The organism is Rhodococcus sp. IEGM 1307, from assembly GCF_030056915.1.
Taxonomy (GTDB): domain Bacteria; phylum Actinomycetota; class Actinomycetes; order Mycobacteriales; family Mycobacteriaceae; genus Rhodococcus_F; species Rhodococcus_F opacus_D.
Genome location: NZ_JASHKW010000017.1, coordinates 24,826 through 42,155, shown reverse-complemented (window position 1 = coordinate 42,155; position 17,330 = coordinate 24,826). Strand labels below are relative to the sequence as shown.

Sequence of the window (17,330 nt, the reverse complement as noted above, 5' to 3'; positions counted from 1 at the left end):
GCGCAGGTTCAGTGGGCGTCGTGGAAAGCCTGCTCGATCTCGGTGGGGATACGTCCACGAGAGGACAGTTCGTAGCCCTGCTCGAGTGCCCAGGCGCGGATCTTCGTCGTTTCGCCCGACGGCCGTCTCTCGGCAGTGGGGTTGACCGTTCGGTCCGAGCGGTGCTTGCGGCCGCCGACGCGGGTGGAGTGCGCGATGTAGTACTCGAAGGTCTCTCGGAGTTCCTTCGCGTGCTCGTCCTTCAGGTCGATCACGTACTCGACGCCCTCGACTGCATAGTGGATGCTCTCGCCGTCCTCACCAAAGGTGGTGCCGTCGATGTCGTCGACCATCTCAACTACAACCTTGCGTGCCACAGATGTCACTCCTCAGCTCTCCAGTACGGACCAGATAACAGTACTGGCAGTATCAGTAATTTCGTGAGGTCCAGCGGGGACTGTGGGTACCCGTGGGACTACGAGAGCTGTGGCAGCTCGATCAGGTGACGCGGGAGTTCGACACTTCACCGCTTCACTGTCTCCGCTCTCACGCGCGGCGTTGCGCAGCGGCGACGTCGCGTGGTGGATCTCGGGATAGGCCGAGGGTGCGGTCGCGGTGTGCTCGTCCTCCGATGACGTCGCTCCGCAGGCGCACGATCCGCTGCGGGGCTGGAAGTCGTGCAATTGGGCCTGGAGGGCGGCGCGGGCCCGTTGGACACGGGATTTCATGCCGAACAACGAGATTCCCGCCTGCCGGACCCCCGGAATCCTGTCCGTCAGCGGAAGATCGTCCACACCGCGGCGGCGGCGAGTGCCACCACGACCACGCACATCACGACCGTGAGGAAGTGTTCGTTGTCCGCGAGGAGTTGCTGCATGACGGAGTGTGCGGTTTCGGCGCCGGTCGGAGCGAATCCACGAGCACCGATAACGGGATCGCGGACACGCACAACTCGGCGCCGATCGATGCGCACCGGGCCCCAACGGGTGAGGAGGCTAGTGCGCCTTGGCCGTCCCCTTCCTGCGTGCGGTTGTGTCCGGTCGTGCTTTCTGTGCGGATTGGTCGCGGGACTCCCCCGCCGAATCACTGGGTGTCGTGACCCGACGTTTGCGCAGTCTGTGCGGCTTCGCCTGTTGTTCTTCTTCGACCGTGGGAGACGAACGTCCGTCCTCGTCTTTTCCGTGCTCCGATATCTCGTCGACGGTGGAATCCTCGGGGTCCCGCGGGTGGGCGTGCCCGCGCCGACCGATCCTCTTCACCCCCGCGACCAGATGTCCGCCGCCGGCCACGACGTGCGCACCGCCCGACCGGAGGCGGTCGCGGAACGAATCGACGTGCCCACTGCTGGCCTCAGCCGTGGCGGCCGCCGTGTCGAGTAGCTCGTCCCGAACCGAATCGCCCAGTTCCCCAATCTCCGGAGACGAGGCCAGAAACTCGGATCCCTGTACGAGCAGATCCTCAGGCCCCTTGGGGGACCGCCCGCCCGCACCAGCGATCTTCACGGCCATCCTCAATTGGTGTGTGCGCCCCAGTAGATATCCGGCGCCGACCGCTGCGGCAACTTCAACTTTGGTTTTGGTCTTTCCTATTTTCATCATCGAACCCACCTGCTGTGTGTCGTCGCCACGCACTGCGTCGGGCGTCGGGAGCATGTGGAACATGGCGCGCCGGTGCGCGCGAGGCGTATACCGTGACTACCCCGTGTGCCCGGTCCCCAATCGCACGTGGCGGGCGCTCCGGTGCGCTGCCCGAGCGTGAGGCGGACTTATCCCGTTGACTACGCGAAGCTCATGCCGGCCGGATCCCGACCAGACGGCGCACCGCCGCGAGTCCCGCGGGCGTTCCTGGCCAGTGCTTGTCGACTGCCGCCGGTCCCGCGCGGAGGAGTACGGGCTGATCACTCCCCTCCGTACCGGCGCGGGCACCCGCCGGTACGGCGACCACGAACTGGCCCGGCTCGAACGCGTCGCCGAACTCATCGATGCCAGAGTCAACGTCGTCGGCATCGGCCTCGTCCTCGACCGCGAACACCGGACCGGCGAACTCGAACGCGACAACCGGCGCCTGGACGGAAGCCGGCGACCAGTGATCTCGAGTTGAACTTGCCGCAGGTGAGGTGATGGGGCGGATCGGCGTCGGCTGCCCGACCAGGGACAGCGATGCGCAAACGCAGCCTGAGACCCGATCTTGTGTCACCGTTCGCAGTCCGCTCAGATCGGTCGACGGCGCACCCGATAGCGCAGGTGAAGCACCCGGTTGCCCTGAATCACCTCGTCGGGATCCTCCAACAGGTGCTGTGCGTGGACCGACCCGAAGTAGCGCTTGCCGGCCCCGAACACGACGGGTACGACGTCCATGCGCACCTCGTCGATCAGGCCTGCGGCAAGCACCTGGCCACCGACGTCGCCGGCGGCGACCTCGACGATGCGGTCACCCGCGAGCTCCTGCGCCTTGGCCACGGCTGCCTCGATGCCGTCGACGAAGTGAAACGGCGCCTCGGGGTCCCAGCCCTCGGGCTTCGGCCGGTGCGTCACGACGACCACGTGGTCGATCCCGCTCGGAGGCTTTCCGTCCCAGCCGTCGGTCATGTCGAAGACGTGGCGGCCGACGAGTGTCGCCCCGATCTGGTCCCAGTACGACCGGGTGTAGTCGTAGGACGTCTGCGACACCTTCAGCTCGCCGCTTTCGTCCAACGGGACGTCACCGCTGGACAACCAGTCGAACAGCGGTCCGGGCTGGTCATTTTCGTCCGCGATGAAGCCGTCCACCGACACCGAGCTGTACATGACCACCTTGCCCATGGGGCTCTCCTCTACGTAGGGGTGCCCCAAATTTAGCGTGTCGCGTGCGGATTCCCGCCGGCATCGCGTTCGCGGATCCGCCTGCGGCTCAAGGACAGCAGTCCTCAGCGGTGAGTTTCGCCGACCCAGGAAGGATGTCTTCCACTGGTGTCGCACACCCAGGTCCGGGAATCGTCACTGTCGAGGTTGACGGTGTCGGTGAGCCAGTAGGTGTCGTCGGGCGCCCATCCCGCGATGACACTCGCGGTGTCGGTGTCGGTGTCGGTGTCGACGGCGATCGCGGTGCCCGCCGCGGCGAGATATCCCGCCACGGTGAGGTGTACGCCCTCGTACCGTTCGGAGAGCCGCGGCCAGTCGGGAATGACCCATCGTCCAGATCGTCCGGTGGTGCGGTACCAATCGTGTCGTTTCTGCGCGGTGACCTCGACGGGAAACTGTCTGCACAGTTCTGCCCACGCCTGCGCACCGTCGACCTCGTACACGCGAGCGCCGGCGGGGATGTTCATTCGTCGCGTGATGGCGCGCTCCCATCCCATGCTGTCCTCGACGAACCACAAACCGGCCGGGGTCCCGTCGAACAGCCGCCGGGACGAACACCGTGTGGGTGGAGTCGACCACCACCAGCCGGACCAGTTCGCCGACGGATCCGCCGGACGATCGCGTTCTGCTCGCACTTCCTCCGCGGCAGTCCGATCACGGTAGTCACGCAACAGTTCTGTGGTAGTCGAGTCAACGGGATCCGTATCGTCCTCACTCCAGCCCACCGACCACTGATCGGTCGCAGCGGGCGTCGTCCACCACTGCGCGTGCGGGGATCGTGCGATGTGCTCGGCGACCCGTCGAAGCTCACGGCGCACCGGCTCGGTATCGACGAGGATGTCTTCACCGTCCGGGTCCTGCCAGTAGCGCGCCGCGTCCACCGCGTCGGCGAGGGCCGAACGGAGTGCAACCGCTGTCACCTCGGGAAGCGGCACCTGGGACAGGCGATGCGCCACATCGTCTGCAGTGAGGACGGTCCGCCGAGCCTCTTCAGCGCCGGGCCCGAACAGCACGCGTGCGCCTTCGCGACCGGACTCGAGGTGATACGACGCCAGAAATACGGCGTGATCGAACGAGTCACTGCGGAACTCGGAGTGCAGAGTTCGTTCGGCGTCCCTCGCGTAGGCGAGCAGCATCCGACGCCCACGTGGGCCGGCCAACAAGGATTCTGCTGTAGTCATGTGCTGACCACCCTAGAGTCCCCGAGCCGACGCGCCTCCAATATGTTCTGACCACGGGCCGTGGGCCACTGCGGCTGCGAGGAAGCCGGCCGAACAGGCCGCCGTCTGGGCGGCAGGATGCGCGCAGGCGCGGGTGTTATCGGGTCTACCTGCCAAAGCGGAAACTCGCCTGGCACGCCTGGCCGAGAAGTGCGATGCCTTCTTCGATGGACCGCAGGGGGATCGCGCCGTAGCCGATGCGGAAGTGGTTGCGGGGCGGGACCGGCTGCGTGAAGAAGATGTCGCCCCGTTCGATGAGCACACCGCGGGCTTCCGCCTCGCGCACGAGCACCCGGCAGTCGAGGTTCTCCGGACCGGTCATCCACAAGCTGACGCCACCGGGCGGATAGGGTTCCTGCGGCCACGGAAGGTACTTGTCGACGGCCGCACACAGACGCTCCCATTTGTGTTTCATCTGGGTGCGGTGATGGCGCAGCGCGCGGTGGTACTCCCCGCTGTCGATGAGCATGGCCAGGGCCCGTTGTTGGTGACCCGGGGGATGACGGAGCACGTACCGTCGGGCCTTCCGCAGTTCGCGCACCAGGTCCGCAGGTCCGACGAGGTAGCCCAGACGCAGACCGGGGGCCAGGAACTTCGAGAACGTGCCGAGGTACACGGCGTCGCCGCTGGAATCGAGCGCTTTCAGCGCCGGGCTGGGGCTGCCGTGATAGCGGAACTCGCTGTCGTAGTCGTCCTCCACGATCACGGTGCCGGACTCCGCGGCGAGCTGCAGCAGACGTTGACGACGGTCGATGCCGAGCGTCGCGTTGGTCGGATGGTGATGGCTCGGTGTCAGATACATCAGGTCTGTGCCGCGGAGAGTCTCCGGCGGGCGCAGGCCGCGATCGTCGACGTCGATGCCGTACACCTGGGCGCCCGTGCGCAGGAAGATGTGTCGCGCATCGAGATAGCCGGGGTTTTCGATGGCAACCCGATCCTCGGGTCCGAGTAGCACCCGGCCGACGAGGTCCAGCCCCTGCTGGGAACCGACCGTCACCAGAACTTCGTCCGCACTCGCCTCGATGCCGCGCGAGGGCAGCAGATGCTGGCGGATCATGTCGATCAGCATCGGGTCGTCCGCACCGACGCTGTCCTGGAGGCTCGCGTAGGCGTGGGGTTGGTATAGCGCGTCGCGGAGACAACGCACCCACGCGCGGGCGGGGAAACTGCGGATGTCGATCTGCCCGGCCAGAAACGGGTACGGATAGCTGTGCCAGTCGACGTTCTTCTCGATGTGCGGGACGTCGGCGTCGGGGTAACTCCGGATGCGGGACGACCAGTCGATGCGCGGGATGGTCGCGCGGGCGTCCGTTGCGAGCGTCTCGATCATGTCGGGATTGACGAACATGCCCGAGCGCTGGTGGCTTTGAACGAGTCCCTCGGCGATCAGTTCCTGATACGCCAGGTTGATCGTGTTCCGGGAGATCGCGAGATCGACCGCGAGTTCCCGCGAACTCGGAAGGCGGTGGCGTGGATCGAACAGTCCGTTGGCGATGCCGTGTTCGATCGCCCGTCGAACCTGGCGGTAGAGCGGTTCGGCGGAATTGCGGTCGACCTCGATCAGTGTTCTCGGCACGCATCGCCTCCTGTGGATCCAAGAGTGGCCAGAGGTAGGCCGACCCGGCACGCCGAGAAGTTCTCGAACGAGCACTTCTCAGTATGCCGGGCCGGCGGCGAAATCAAACCAGGTTGAGCGCGTCGTCGACGCTGACCGACTCGATCCCGAGTGCCTCACCGACGGCATCGTTCGTCAGGCGCCCGGCGACGGTGCTGACACCGGCCCGGAGTGCGGCATTCTCCCTGGCCGCGCGGGCGAGGCCCTTCTCGGCGATCTGCAGGGTGTACGGCAAGGTCACGTTGGTGAGTGCGTACGTCGACGTGTGGGGCACCGCTCCCGGCATGTTCGCCACGCAGTAGAACACCGAGTCGTGAACCTTGAACGTGGGCTCCGCGTGGGTGGTGGGACGCGAATCCTCGAAGCAACCACCCTGGTCGATCGCGATGTCGACGAGAACGCTGCCCGGCTTCATCCGCGAGACCAGCGAGTTCGAGATGATCTTCGGTGCCTTGGCGCCCGGGACGAGCACGGCACCGATGACGAGGTCGGCCTGCATGACCTCCTGCTCGATCGAGTAGGCGTTCGCGGCGAGGGTGCGGATCCGGCCCTGGTACATCCGGTCGGCGGCGCGCAGCTTGTCGACGTTCTTGTCGAACAGGACCACGTCGGCCCAGGTGCCTGCGGCGACGGCGACGGCGTTCATGCCCGATACACCCGCACCGATCACGACGACGCGAGCCGGCAACACACCGGACACGCCGCCGATCAGTACGCCTCGGCCACCCTCCGGGCGCATGAGTGCCTGTGCACCGACGAGCGGTGCGAGCCGGCCGGCGACCTCACTCATCGGGAACAGCAGGGGCAGGGAACCGTCGGGAAGCTGAACAGTCTCGTACGCAACGGAATTGGTACCGGCGGCGAGCAGTGCCCGGGTGCACTCTTCACCCGCAGCGAGGTGCAGGTAGGTGAACAACGTGAGGTCCGAACGCATCCGGTGGTATTCCTCGGCGATGGGCTCCTTGACCTTGAGCAGCAGTTCCGCGCTCTGCCACACCGCGTCGGCGGAGTCGAGGATCTTCGCGCCGGCGGCGCCGTAGGCGTCGTCACCGATCGACGAGCCCTCCCCCGCACCGCGTTCCACGAACACGTCGTGCCCGTGGGCGACCATTTCGTGGACACCGGCGGGAGTGGCCGCCACCCGGTACTCGTGGTTCTTGACTTCCTTGGGGATACCGATCCTCATCTGAGACCTCCGTTAGCTGGGGCTGTTCGCCGCTCCGACCACACGTCGTGGTGCCCGAGCGATTCGATACCGAAGTCTGGATCACTCTGGCATGGGACCAGAAGGACCAGTTGAGCGCCGTCTACGGGGACCAGACTGGACCCATCGAATACCGCTCTTCTGGCCCTGACCTGCGGTCTGCCCCGTCGGTATGTTGTGGATCACAGCCATTCGACAACGAAGGAGATGGTCGTGGACGTCACCGAATTGCGAGCACGGGCCCGCCGGCACCTCGGACCTCATTTCACCCGTAAGGACACCTGGGAAAGCGACTTTCCGGTGTTCGTTCGTGGCGAGGGAAGCTATCTGATCGACACCGAGGGGGACCGTTTCCTCGACGGTCTGGCAGGCCTGTTCTGCGTGAACATCGGTCACGGCCGCGACGACATCGCCAAGGCGGCGAGCGAGCAGATCGGGACGCTGGCGTACGCCTCCAACTGGGGCAGCGCCCACATTCCCGCGATCGAGGCGTCCGCGCTCATCGCCGACCTGGCGCCCGGTGATCTCGGGACGACCTTCTTCGTCAACTCGGGTTCGGAGGCCGTGGAGACGGCCGTCAAGTTCGCCCGGCAGTACCACCGCAGCCAGGGCAACCCGCAGCGCACCAAGATCATCAGCCGCGAGATGGCCTACCACGGAACCACTCTCGGCGCGCTCTCTGTAACTCAGCTGCCCAAGATCAAAGACCCGTTCGGACCGCTGCTGCCCGGGGTACGCTCCGTGCCCAACACCCTCGGTTACCTCGGCGACTGCGGCCCGGCGAACGAGCTCGACTGCATCGCCGCGATCGAAGCCGTCATTGAGGAAGAGGGCGCCGAGACCATCGCCGCTGTGTTCGCCGAGCCGGTTCAGAACGGGCGCGGCGCCCTCGTCCCGCCGGACGGATACTGGGCCGCGCTGCGCGCGCTGTGCGACAAGCACGGGATCCTGCTGGTCTCCGACGAGGTGATCTGCTCGTTCGGCCGCCTCGGACACTGGTTCGGGCACGGGCTGACCGGTGTGGTTCCCGACATGATCACGTTCGCGAAAGGTTCCACGTCCGGATACGCCCCGCTCGGCGGCCTGATCGTGCGTGAGCAGCTGGTTCGCGAGCTCTACGACTCGCCCAAGGGCGGCGTGTTCACACACGGCGCGACGTGGGGCGGACACCCGGTGTCTACGGCGGTGGCGGTCGCGAACATCACCGCGATGCGCGACGAGAACGTGCTGGGCAACGTCTCCGCGCGCGGACCGAAGTTGAAGTCGGCACTCGACTCGCTGATGAGCTCGCACCGCTGCGTCAAGGACGTGCGCGGCACCGGATTCTTCTACGCGATCGAATTGATGGCCGACAGCGACAGCGGCCGCGAGTTCACCGAGCAGGAATCGCTGACGGTGTTGCGCAAGGTACTGCCGGAGGCGTTCGCCCGCACCAAGGTGATTCTCCGCGGCGACGACCGTGGTGCCACGATGCTGATGATCTCACCGCCCCTCGTGGCCGACGACGAGGTGCTCTCGGAACTGCTCCACGGCATCGACAGCATGCTCACCGACATCGAAAAGGCAATCCAGCCGTAGGGAACGATACGTTCCCCGAGTTCCAGCGGGTGGCGGTCGTCGAGATCGACGACCGCCACCCTTCTTCGTAGTGATGGGAGAGCGAGGCCATGGCCCCGGGCGTCACCGCTGTACCACCCACCGACGCTGCACGACTGAATGATTCGTCGCTGATCGACCACTGGGTCGCCACCCTGCGTGGGGAGGGCCGCGTCGTCGGTCTCGCCGACGGAGAAGACGAGCGCGCGATCCGCGCGGCCCACCATCTGCACCACAAATGTGTCGTCTCCCCGCGGCTGTTCGGGCGGCGGGACGCCATCCGGCGCATCGCCGAGGCCGCGGGTATCCCGCTGGCCGAGGAACTCGTCGTCGACCTCGACGAGGCGGCCGCCGACCCCGCGATCCGGGACGCCGTCGAATCGGGATTCGCCAGGTACCCCGACCGGATCGAGTCGGCGCTGTCCGACCCGGTGTGCCTCGCCGCGGGGGCACTGCGCGCCGGAGTGGTCGACGCCTGCGTCGCGGGCGCGAGCAGGCCGACGTCCGATGTGCTGCGGGCCGGGCTGCGCATCGTCGGTCTCGCGCCGGGTTCGAGCATCCTGTCGAGCTCGTTTCTGATGTTGCTGTCGGACGGAAGGCAGTTGACGTTCTCCGACTGCGCCGTCGTACCCGACCCCACGGTCGAGGAACTCGTCGACATCGCGCTGGCCGCCAGCGCCACCCACTTCCAGCTCACCGAGCAGACTCCGATCGCGGCGATGCTGTCGTTCAGCACCCAGGGCAGCGCCAGCCACCCGCGAGTGGAGAAGGTCCGCGAGGCCACGGAACTGGTGCGCGTCCGGGACCCGCAGTTGCACGTGGACGGTGACCTGCAATTCGATGCCGCGCTGGTCGCCGAGATCGGCGCGTCCAAGGCGCCCGGTTCACGGGTCGCCGGCCGGGCGAACGTGTTGGTCTTCCCCAATCTCGATGCCGGCAACATCGGGTACAAAATTGCTCAGCGGCTCGGCGGTGCAATAGCCTTGGGTCCCATCCTGCAAGGCTTGGCCGCACCGTGGAACGACCTGTCCCGAGGATGCACCGGCAGCGACATCGAACTGATGGCTCTGGTGAGCGCAGTCCAATCTTTGGCCACCTGAACATCAGACCTGCACGGGAACGTGCCACCGGATCGGGAAGGGAGTCGCGATGACGATGCTCCTCATCGGTGCCCTGTGCATCGGCATCGCGTCGGTCATCGGCGGCGCCACCGGGTTCGGGACGGCACTGATCGCGACGCCGGTGATGCTGATGGTTGGATTCGCCGTTCCCGAAGTGGTATTCGTCAATCTGGTGGCGGGCCTGATCACGCGGATCGGCGCCGCGTACCAGTTGCGAGAACACATCACTTGGGGACGGGTGGCGCTGCTCGGTGGTGGCAGTCTGCCCGGCGCCTGGCTGGGCGCGGTCACCCTCGGTCTGCTGCCGGAGCAGTATCTGAAGCCCGCAGCGGGAGTTGTGGTGATGCTGTGCGGGCTCGCGATGGCGTTCCCCAACCGGGCGGAAGTCACGCGTGCGCCGTCCACGACTGCGCACCTCCTCACCGGTTCCGTGGGTGGCTACCTCGGAACGACGACATCGCTCAACGGACCGCCACCGGTCCTGTTGTTGATGCGCGCGCGGTTGCCACCGATGGCTTTCATCGCCGATCTCGCAGGCTATTTCATCATCGCGAACGTGATGGCGCTCGCTGTCCTGTGGTTACACGACGAAATCACGGAATCGATGTTCTGGCCGCGACTCCCGGTCTTCGTCGCCGCCGCGCTGATCGGCAACGTCACCGGGCTCGCGATCGCCCGACGACTCCCGCCGGGGGTGTTCCGTTCCGCGGTCATCGTACTGGTGATCGCCGCCGGTGCGGCGACCTGCATTCTCGGGTGACAGCCGCTCACGGCTCGGCACCGACCCGGCGGACCAGACGCACCAGTTCGCCTGCGGGACCTTCGAGCTGACGCGCGCCCCGCCACACGGCGCGCAGCACCCTGTCGAGCTCGAGACCGTCGACGTCGATCACTTTCAGCTCTCCGGCGCCGACCTGCTCCGCCACCGCCAGGGTGCTCATCACCGCGGGACCGACCCCGGCCAGCACGCTGGTGCGAATCGCGGCGGCGCTGCCCAGCTCGAGAAGCGGTGCCGCCCGGTCGTATTCCTGCAATGCCACGTCAAGGGTGGTTCGCGTGCCGGATCCCGGCTCGCGGACCAGGAGCGGTGTCAGCGCCAACTCGGCGACGGTCAGCGCCTTCCGTCGCCGGGCCCACGGGTGGGTGGGATGAACGACGACGACCAGGCGGTCACGCGCCACCGTGAGACTCTTCAACGGTCGCGGCACCGTCGGCGATTCGACGAACCCGACGTCGCAGATCCTGCTGTTGATCCGCTCGAACACCTGAGTCGAGTTGTGCACCTGCAGGTGAATGGTCACGTCGGAGTGCAAACGGCGAAACTGCCCCAGCCACCCCGGCATCAGGTGTTCCGCGACAGTCATGCTGGCACCCACCGTCAACTCGGCGGCGCGTTCCGCGCGCAGTCCCTCGGCCACGTCGAGCAGCCGGCGAGTGTCGGAGAGCACCCGGCGTGCCCAGTGCGCGATCACGGTACCTTGCGGTGTCAGTATCGAGCCCGTCGGGCTGCGCTGCAACAGCGTCATGCCGAACTGGCGCTCGAGTTGCTTGATGGCGCGACTCGCATTCGGCTGCGCCATTCCGGCGATTCTGGCGGCAGCGCTGAGGCTTCCGTGGTCGTCGACGCCCACGAGCAACTCGAGAACGGGGAACTCGGGCCATCTGCGGGACATGCATCGAGTATATGACCCCGGCGCAAGACATATCACGATGATATGTGTTCATGTCGAGATGACGGCTACCGGAGACGGCCACCGTGACGGACCGTGGATCCATGAGTAGTCAACTGAGCGAGAAGTCCGAGGAACAGCGCGTCGAGAGCCCGGCAACGCTGCCGCGACTGCAGACCGCCACGGCCACTCTCCTGCCGGGTCTGGCGCTGTGCGCCGTCGCCACCGCCGTCGCCATGGGTGTCGGCCGGTTCCTTCCGACGGTGAGCCCGCTGCTCATCGCCATCGTGCTCGGCGCCGTTCTGTCGAACGTCGTGCATCTGCCCGAACGCCTGCGCCCGGGACTGCAGTTCTCTGCCAAGAAACTGTTGCGGGTGGGCATCGCCCTCCTCGGACTCCAATTGATGCTGAGCGACATCCTCGGACTGGGCTGGGGCGTCATCGTCGTGGTCGTCTCGATCGTCTGTCTCGGCATCGTGGGAACGATGTTCGCGGGCAAGCTGCTCGGCCTCAGCTGGACCCAGCGACTGCTCATCGCCTGCGGATTCTCGATCTGCGGCGCGGCCGCGGTGGCAGCGGTGGACGGTGTCGTCGACGCCGACGAGGAAGAGGTGATCACCGCGGTCGCGCTCGTCGTCATCTTCGGCACGCTCATGATCCCCGCGATCCCGCTGCTGTCGCGGGCGCTGGGACTCTCCGACACCGACGCCGGCCTGTGGGCGGGCGGCTCCATCCACGAGGTCGCCCAGGTGGTCGCCGCGGGCGGCGCGATCGGTGGTGCCGCTTTGGGCGTGGCCGCGGTAGTCAAACTCGCCCGCGTCCTCATGCTCGCCCCGGTCATGGCCGTCCTCAGCGTGCGCCAGCGCAGGCTCGCCGGCACCGACGCCGACGTGAAGCGGCCGCCGCTCGTCCCGCTCTTCGTCCTCGCCTTCCTCGCCTGCGTCGGCCTGCGGTCGTCCGGCCTGCTGCCCACGGGCCTGCTCGCCGAGGCCAAGATCGTGCAGACCGCCCTCCTCACCGCCGCGATGTTCGCCCTCGGCGCCGGTGTCCAGATCGCGACGATCAAGAAGGTCGGCGCACGACCCTTCGTGCTCGCGGGCATCTCCACCGTCTGGGTGGCGTCGATCGCCCTGGTCGGGGTACTGCTCGCGGGGTGATGCCGCTACCCACCCCGTCGCCCCCACTTCCCCCCGTCGCCCCCGTCGCGACGAACGGGACGCTCGTTGCGTCAGATCGAACGAGCGTCCCGTTCGTTCGATCGGGGCCCGGTCGAGAGACCAAATTTTGATCAAGGCTTTCATTATTTTGTGATCCGGGTTACTGTGGCCACCATCAATCAAACCTTTGATTAGTTAGGTGGATCGCATGAGCCCCACAAGCTTCGCTTCGTCGGCCGACCTCGGTGAAAAGGAGCAGACCCTCGAGGTCCTCGCCGACGGCGTGTACGCCCTCACCGCCGAGGGGGATCCGAACATCGGCGCCATCGAGGGCGAGGACTTCGTCGTCTGCTTCGAGGCGCTCGCCACCCCGGTGGCCGCGCAGGACTGGTTGCGCAAGTTGCGCGAGCACACCGACAAGCCGGTCCGGTACCTGGTGCTCTCGCACTACCACGCCGTCCGCGTGCTCGGTGCGTCCGCGTTCGACGCCGAGACCATCGTCTCGCATGAGACCACCCGTGCCCTCATCGAGGAGCGTGGAAAGGAAGACTGGGCAAGCGAATTCGGCCGAATGCCGCGCCTGGCCAAGGCGGCCGACTCGGTGCCCGGACTGACGTGGCCCACCCTGACGTTCGCCGACAAGCTCACCATCGACCTCGGCGGCGGACGCGGCGACCTTGTGCTCCAGCACTTCGGACGCGGGCACACCGAGGGCGACATCACCGCGTGGCTGCCGAAACAGAAGATTCTGTTCGCCGGCGACCTCGTGGAGGCGCAAGCCGCGCTCTACACCGGCGACGCCTTCCACCGCGACTGGTCCACCGGCACCCTCGATGCGATCAAGGCGCTCGGCGCGGAGGTCCTGATCGGCGGACGCGGCGCCGTCTCCCACGGGCGGGACGCCGTCGACGCCGCCATCGAGCAGACCCGCCACTTCATCGAGGTCATGCTGGCCGAAGTCGGGGCGGTGCAGCAGCGCGGGGGCACCCTGAAGGAAGCGTTCGAAGCCACCCACGCCGCACTGAACGAGCAGTACGGGCACTGGCCGATCTTCGAACACTGCCTCCCCTTCGACGTCTCCCGCGTGTGGGACGAGCTGTCGGGCATCGAACGGCCCGTCATCTGGACCGCCGAGCGTGACCGCGAGGTCTGGGACCAGTTGCAGGGCTGACGTCCGTCACCGTTTCACAGGGCTGACATCCGTCACCGTTTCACACTGACAAGGCGAGGATCATGGGAAGACGACACACCCGCGGCGGCACGGTCACCGTCGTGGGCAACGGCCCGGTGGGGCAGACGACGGCGTTGCTGTTGGCGCGCTGGGGAATACCGGTGACTTTGCTCGACGCGCGGGCTGAGCGTGACCCGATCGGATCGAAAGCCATCTGCCAGCAGCGGGACGTCCTCGAGGTGTGGGACGCGATCGGCGTCGGCAGGCAGCTGGCCGACGAGGGCGTGACGTGGGGGTGCGCACGCACCTTCCACCGCGACCACGAACTGTTCGCGCAGACGTTCGTCGACCGCGGCATCTCGTCGTTCCCGCCGTTCGTCAACATCTCCCAGGCGCGAACCGAGGAACTGCTCGACGAGCGGATCGCGGCCACGTCGTCGATCGACGTTCGGTGGGGATACGAGGCCACGTCCGTGGATCAGGACGAGACCGGCGTGACCATCACCTGCCGCACCGGCTCTGGCGAGGAGACCGTCACCTCGGACTATGCGGTGGTGGCCGTAGGGTCGCGGGGCAGCGCGATCCGGCGCCAGCTGGGTGTCACGTTCGACGGTCGTTCGTTCGACGACAAGTTCCTGATCTGCGACATCGCCGCCGACATTCCGGGCTGGGCCGACGAGCGCCGCTTCTACTTCGACCCGGAGTGGAACCCGGGAAGGCAGGTGCTCATCCACCCGTGCCCGGACTCGACGTTCCGCATCGACTGGCAGGTGCCCGGCGAGTACGATCTCGAGGCCGAGGAGAAGTCGGGTGCGCTGGACGCGCGGATCCGGAAGATCATCGGCGACACCGACTACCGGATCGTGTGGAAATCGGTGTACCGCTTCCACTCCCGGGTCGCGAACCGGATGCGCGTCGACCGGGTGCTGCTCGCCGGGGACGCCGCGCACATCGTGTCCCCGTTCGGGGCGCGCGGCCTGAATTCCGGTGTCGCCGACGCCGAGAACGCCGCGTGGAAGCTCGCGTTCGTCCTGCGGGGCTGGGCCGACGAGTCGCTGCTCGAGACGTATCACACCGAGCGGCACGCGGCTGCCGTCGACAACATCGCGGTCACCACGGCGACGATGGATTTCCTCGTTCCGCAGTCCGAGGACCAGCACCGGCACCGGCACGACGTGCTCACTGCGGCGGTCACCGACCCGCAGGCGCGGGCACACGTCGACAGCGGTCGTCTCGCCGAGCCGTTCTGGTACGTCGAATCACCCTTGACCACAACCGATCCGGAACGACCCTTCGCCGGGCGCCCCGAGCGTGGCTGCACCCCGGCCGCCGCGCCGGGAATCCTCGTGCCCGATACCCCGGTGACGCTGCGCGGCGGTGCCGGCAGCCGGCTCCGCGACATCGCCCGGCACGGCATCCTGCTTCTCGCGGGTGACGGCGTGGACGTCGACGCGATCCGCAGCGCGGCACTCGCAGCGGTGCACACGCCGATCCGCCTCGTCCGGCTGTCGGAGATCGACGGAACCGGCGTCCTCACCGCCGCCTTGGACGCGAAGCCCGGCGAGGTGTGGGTCATCCGCCCCGACGCCTACATCGCGGCGGTCACCGACACGGTCGACGGGCTGGTGTCCGCGCTGCACCGAATCACCGAACCCCTCGTCACCGTGCTCACTTCCGTGCCAGCCGTTCCGGATCCAGATCGAGTCGGCGCAGCAGTTGCGCGTTGAGGGCGACGACGATGGTGGAGACGGACATCAGGATCGCGGCGGCCGCGGGTGAGATCGCGACCCCGGCGAACGCGAGGGCCCCGGCGGCCAGGGGGACGGCGATGACGTTGTATCCGGTGGCCCACACCAGGTTCTGCCACATCTTGCGGTAGCTGGCCTGCGACAGGTCGATGATCGAGAGCACGGCGCGGGGGTCGTCGGCGGCGAGGACGACACCGGCCGATTCGATGGCGACATCCGTGCCGGCGCCGATCGCGACGCCCACGTCGGCGCGGGCGAGTGCGGGCGCGTCGTTGACGCCGTCGCCGACCATCGCCACCCGGTGACCGCGGGCCTGGAGTGCGGCGACCTCGGCGTCCTTGTTCTCCGGCAGCACGTCGGCGAACGCTTCGTCGATGCCGAGATCGGCGGCGACGGTGTCGGCCACCTGACGGGCGTCTCCGGTGATCATCGCGACCTTCACACCCCGCTCGTGCAGGGCGTCGATCGCCTGCCTCGACTCCTCGCGGACGGCGTCCTCGAGCGCCACCGCGCCGAGCACCCGTCCGTCGCGGACCACGTGGAGGACGGAGGCGCCGCGTTCGACCCACCGTGTCGTCTGCGCCGCAACGTCACCGGGGACCGTCACGTTCAGTTCGGTGAGCATCGCCGGTCCGCCGACGGCCACTTCCACGCCTCCGACGTTCGCGCGCACCCCGCGTCCGGGCAGTGACCGGAAGTCGGACGCGGTGCGCCGCTCGTCCGCGGGCACGTTCGACGCCGCCTCGGCGACGATGGCCCGCGCGACCGGGTGCTCGCTGTCGGCCTCCACGGCGGCGGCGAGCGCGAGCAGTTCGGTCTCGGTGACACCCGCGGTGGTGACCACCCCGGTGACGGCGTGCCTGCCCTGGGTCAGGGTGCCGGTCTTGTCGAACAGGACGACGTCGACGTTGCGCATGCGTTCGAGTGCCAACCGGTCCTTCACCAGGACACCGGCCTTTGCGGCGCGCTCGGTGGAGATGGCGATCACGAGGGGTATCGCCAGGCCGAGCGCGTGCGGGCAGGCGATCACCAGAACGGTGACGGTCCGCACCACGGCCTCGTCCACGTTGCCGAGCAGCGACCACACCACGAACGTGAGAAGCCCTGCGATCGAGGCGAAGTAGAACAGGAACGCCGCGGCGCGGTCGGCGAGGGCCTGCGCCCGGGACGAGGACGACTGCGCGTCGGCGACCAGTCGTTGGATGCCGGCGAGGGCGGTGTCCTCCCCCACCGCGCCCACCTGGATGCGCAGCGCGCTGTCGGTGGCGACGGTGCCGGCCACCACGGTGTCGCCGACCGACCGTGGGACAGGGTTGGATTCGCCGGTGATCATCGATTCGTCGACCTCCGCGCGGCCGTCCTCGACGGTGCCGTCGGCCGGGATGCGGCCACCGGCCCGCACCAGCACGAGGTCGCCGGTGGCGAGTTCGGAGACGGGCACTTCGGTGACGCCGTCGTCGGTGACCCTGTCGGCGGTGTCCGGCAGCAGCGCGGCGAGTGCGTCGAGGGCACCGGACGCCGACCCCAGCGCCCGCATCTCCAGCCAGTGTCCGAGGAGCATGATGACGATGAGAAGCGCGAGCTCCCACCAGAAGTCGAGGTTGAATCCGCCGATCTGGAGGGTCGTCACCCACGACGCGAGGAATGCGACCGTGATCGCCATGCCGATCAGCAGCATCATGCCGGGCCGCCGCGACTTCAGCTCACCCCATGCGCCGGTGAGGAACGGCGCGCCGCCGTAGAAGTAGATCGCGGTGCCGACCACCGGCGGAATCCACGACGCACCCGGGAAGTCGGGGACGGGGTAGCCGAGGAGGTCGGCGAACATGTGGCTGAACACCACGACCGGCACCGACAGCGCGAGACTGATCCAGAATTTCTGCCGGAACACCTCACCGTGCGCGCCGTGACCGGCATGCCGATCCGCGTGCTCACTGTGTGCGTCGTGCCCGGTGTCCCGGACCTGTTCCACTTCCTGCTGCTGATGATCGTGAGACATGCCTGCTCCC

General features: G+C 67.4%; 14 protein-coding genes and 1 pseudogene. 7 read left to right on the top strand and 8 right to left on the bottom strand.

Translation table 11 applies throughout. From position 1 onward, the window contains the following. Positions 1–8 precede the first annotated feature (8 nt). Positions 9–356, bottom strand: coding sequence for a histone-like nucleoid-structuring protein Lsr2 (locus QM841_RS28550; RefSeq protein ID WP_283334636.1), 348 nt, complete (start codon positions 354–356; stop codon positions 9–11). Positions 357–974: 618 nt separating this feature from the next. Continuing rightward, entirely contained in the window at positions 975–1,487 is a 513-nt protein-coding gene (locus QM841_RS28540) for a hypothetical protein (RefSeq protein ID WP_283334635.1), read from the bottom strand. Between the two features lie 373 nt (positions 1,488–1,860). Here QM841_RS28540 and QM841_RS28535 point away from each other — a divergent pair. Continuing rightward, positions 1,861–2,046 (top strand): annotated as a pseudogene (locus QM841_RS28535) (MerR family transcriptional regulator); the annotation flags it as partial. Between the two features lie 143 nt (positions 2,047–2,189). Here the strand turns inward: QM841_RS28535 and QM841_RS28530 are convergent. From QM841_RS28530 to ald, 4 genes are all read right to left on the bottom strand, one after another. Continuing rightward, positions 2,190–2,780 carry a dihydrofolate reductase family protein gene (locus tag QM841_RS28530; RefSeq protein ID WP_280779221.1) on the bottom strand — a complete coding sequence of 197 codons (591 nt, stop codon included), beginning with the start codon at positions 2,778–2,780 and terminating at the stop codon, positions 2,190–2,192. A 104-nt stretch (positions 2,781–2,884) separates the two neighbouring features. Further along, entirely contained in the window at positions 2,885–4,000 is a 1,116-nt protein-coding gene (locus QM841_RS28525) for a hypothetical protein (protein WP_283334634.1), read from the bottom strand. Between the two features lie 145 nt (positions 4,001–4,145). Continuing rightward, positions 4,146–5,615: a MocR-like pyridoxine biosynthesis transcription factor PdxR gene (pdxR, locus tag QM841_RS28520; protein ID WP_105418015.1), complete on the bottom strand. Its 1,470-nt coding sequence runs from the start codon at positions 5,613–5,615 to the stop codon at positions 4,146–4,148. A gap of 103 nt (positions 5,616–5,718) precedes the next feature. Beyond that, positions 5,719–6,840: an alanine dehydrogenase gene (gene ald, locus QM841_RS28515; protein ID WP_005249214.1), complete on the bottom strand. Its 1,122-nt coding sequence runs from the start codon at positions 6,838–6,840 to the stop codon at positions 5,719–5,721. 225 nt (positions 6,841–7,065) lie between these two features. Here ald and QM841_RS28510 point away from each other — a divergent pair, with 225 nt between their 5' ends. From QM841_RS28510 to QM841_RS28500, 3 genes are all read left to right on the top strand, one after another. After that, a complete protein-coding gene (locus QM841_RS28510) occupies positions 7,066–8,436 on the top strand; it encodes an aspartate aminotransferase family protein (RefSeq protein ID WP_283334633.1) in 1,371 nt (456 codons plus the stop codon). Positions 8,437–8,525: 89 nt separating this feature from the next. After that, positions 8,526–9,554 (top strand): phosphotransacetylase, encoded by a 1,029-nt coding sequence (locus QM841_RS28505; RefSeq protein ID WP_283334632.1) that lies wholly within the window; start codon positions 8,526–8,528, stop codon positions 9,552–9,554. A gap of 49 nt (positions 9,555–9,603) precedes the next feature. Further along, a complete protein-coding gene (locus QM841_RS28500) occupies positions 9,604–10,335 on the top strand; it encodes a sulfite exporter TauE/SafE family protein (protein WP_283334631.1) in 732 nt (243 codons plus the stop codon). A gap of 7 nt (positions 10,336–10,342) precedes the next feature. Here the strand turns inward: QM841_RS28500 and QM841_RS28495 are convergent, their stop codons facing one another. Continuing rightward, positions 10,343–11,248 carry a LysR family transcriptional regulator gene (locus QM841_RS28495; protein ID WP_283334630.1) on the bottom strand — a complete coding sequence of 302 codons (906 nt, stop codon included), beginning with the start codon at positions 11,246–11,248 and terminating at the stop codon, positions 10,343–10,345. A gap of 101 nt (positions 11,249–11,349) precedes the next feature. Here QM841_RS28495 and QM841_RS28490 point away from each other — a divergent pair, with 101 nt between their 5' ends. The 3 genes from QM841_RS28490 to QM841_RS28480 all read left to right on the top strand — a co-directional run bounded on the left by QM841_RS28490 (position 11,350) and on the right by QM841_RS28480 (position 15,300). Continuing rightward, positions 11,350–12,402, top strand: coding sequence for a YeiH family protein (locus QM841_RS28490; protein ID WP_005561845.1), 1,053 nt, complete (start codon positions 11,350–11,352; stop codon positions 12,400–12,402). A gap of 208 nt (positions 12,403–12,610) precedes the next feature. Beyond that, on the top strand, positions 12,611–13,573 hold the full coding sequence (locus tag QM841_RS28485; RefSeq protein ID WP_065492745.1) for an MBL fold metallo-hydrolase: 963 nt from the start codon (positions 12,611–12,613) through the stop codon (positions 13,571–13,573). Between the two features lie 62 nt (positions 13,574–13,635). Next, positions 13,636–15,300, top strand: coding sequence for an FAD-dependent monooxygenase (locus QM841_RS28480; protein ID WP_283334629.1), 1,665 nt, complete (start codon positions 13,636–13,638; stop codon positions 15,298–15,300). Here the strand turns inward: QM841_RS28480 and QM841_RS28475 are convergent. Further along, a complete protein-coding gene (locus QM841_RS28475; protein ID WP_283334628.1) occupies positions 15,242–17,320 on the bottom strand; it encodes a heavy metal translocating P-type ATPase in 2,079 nt (692 codons plus the stop codon). The two genes, QM841_RS28480 and QM841_RS28475, sit on opposite strands and share 59 nt — an antisense overlap. Positions 17,321–17,330 lie beyond the last annotated feature (10 nt).

What these genes read in the sequence shown, in the direction of transcription:
- QM841_RS28525 (WP_283334634.1), bottom strand. Translation starts at nt 4,000, where the DNA reads ATGACTACAGCAGAATCCTTGTTGGCCGGCCCACGTGGGCGTCGGATG.
- QM841_RS28495 (WP_283334630.1), bottom strand. Translation starts at nt 11,248, where the DNA reads ATGTCCCGCAGATGGCCCGAGTTCCCCGTTCTCGAGTTGCTCGTGGGC.
- QM841_RS28540 (WP_283334635.1), bottom strand. Translation starts at nt 1,487, where the DNA reads ATGGCCGTGAAGATCGCTGGTGCGGGCGGGCGGTCCCCCAAGGGGCCT.
- QM841_RS28500 (WP_283334631.1), top strand. Translation starts at nt 9,604, where the DNA reads ATGACGATGCTCCTCATCGGTGCCCTGTGCATCGGCATCGCGTCGGTC.
- QM841_RS28485 (WP_065492745.1), top strand. Translation starts at nt 12,611, where the DNA reads ATGAGCCCCACAAGCTTCGCTTCGTCGGCCGACCTCGGTGAAAAGGAG.
- QM841_RS28490 (WP_005561845.1), top strand. Translation starts at nt 11,350, where the DNA reads ATGAGTAGTCAACTGAGCGAGAAGTCCGAGGAACAGCGCGTCGAGAGC.
- QM841_RS28480 (WP_283334629.1), top strand. Translation starts at nt 13,636, where the DNA reads ATGGGAAGACGACACACCCGCGGCGGCACGGTCACCGTCGTGGGCAAC.
- QM841_RS28510 (WP_283334633.1), top strand. Translation starts at nt 7,066, where the DNA reads ATGGTCGTGGACGTCACCGAATTGCGAGCACGGGCCCGCCGGCACCTC.
- ald (WP_005249214.1), bottom strand. Translation starts at nt 6,840, where the DNA reads ATGAGGATCGGTATCCCCAAGGAAGTCAAGAACCACGAGTACCGGGTG.
- QM841_RS28505 (WP_283334632.1), top strand. Translation starts at nt 8,526, where the DNA reads ATGGCCCCGGGCGTCACCGCTGTACCACCCACCGACGCTGCACGACTG.
- QM841_RS28475 (WP_283334628.1), bottom strand. Translation starts at nt 17,320, where the DNA reads ATGTCTCACGATCATCAGCAGCAGGAAGTGGAACAGGTCCGGGACACC.
- QM841_RS28530 (WP_280779221.1), bottom strand. Translation starts at nt 2,780, where the DNA reads ATGGGCAAGGTGGTCATGTACAGCTCGGTGTCGGTGGACGGCTTCATC.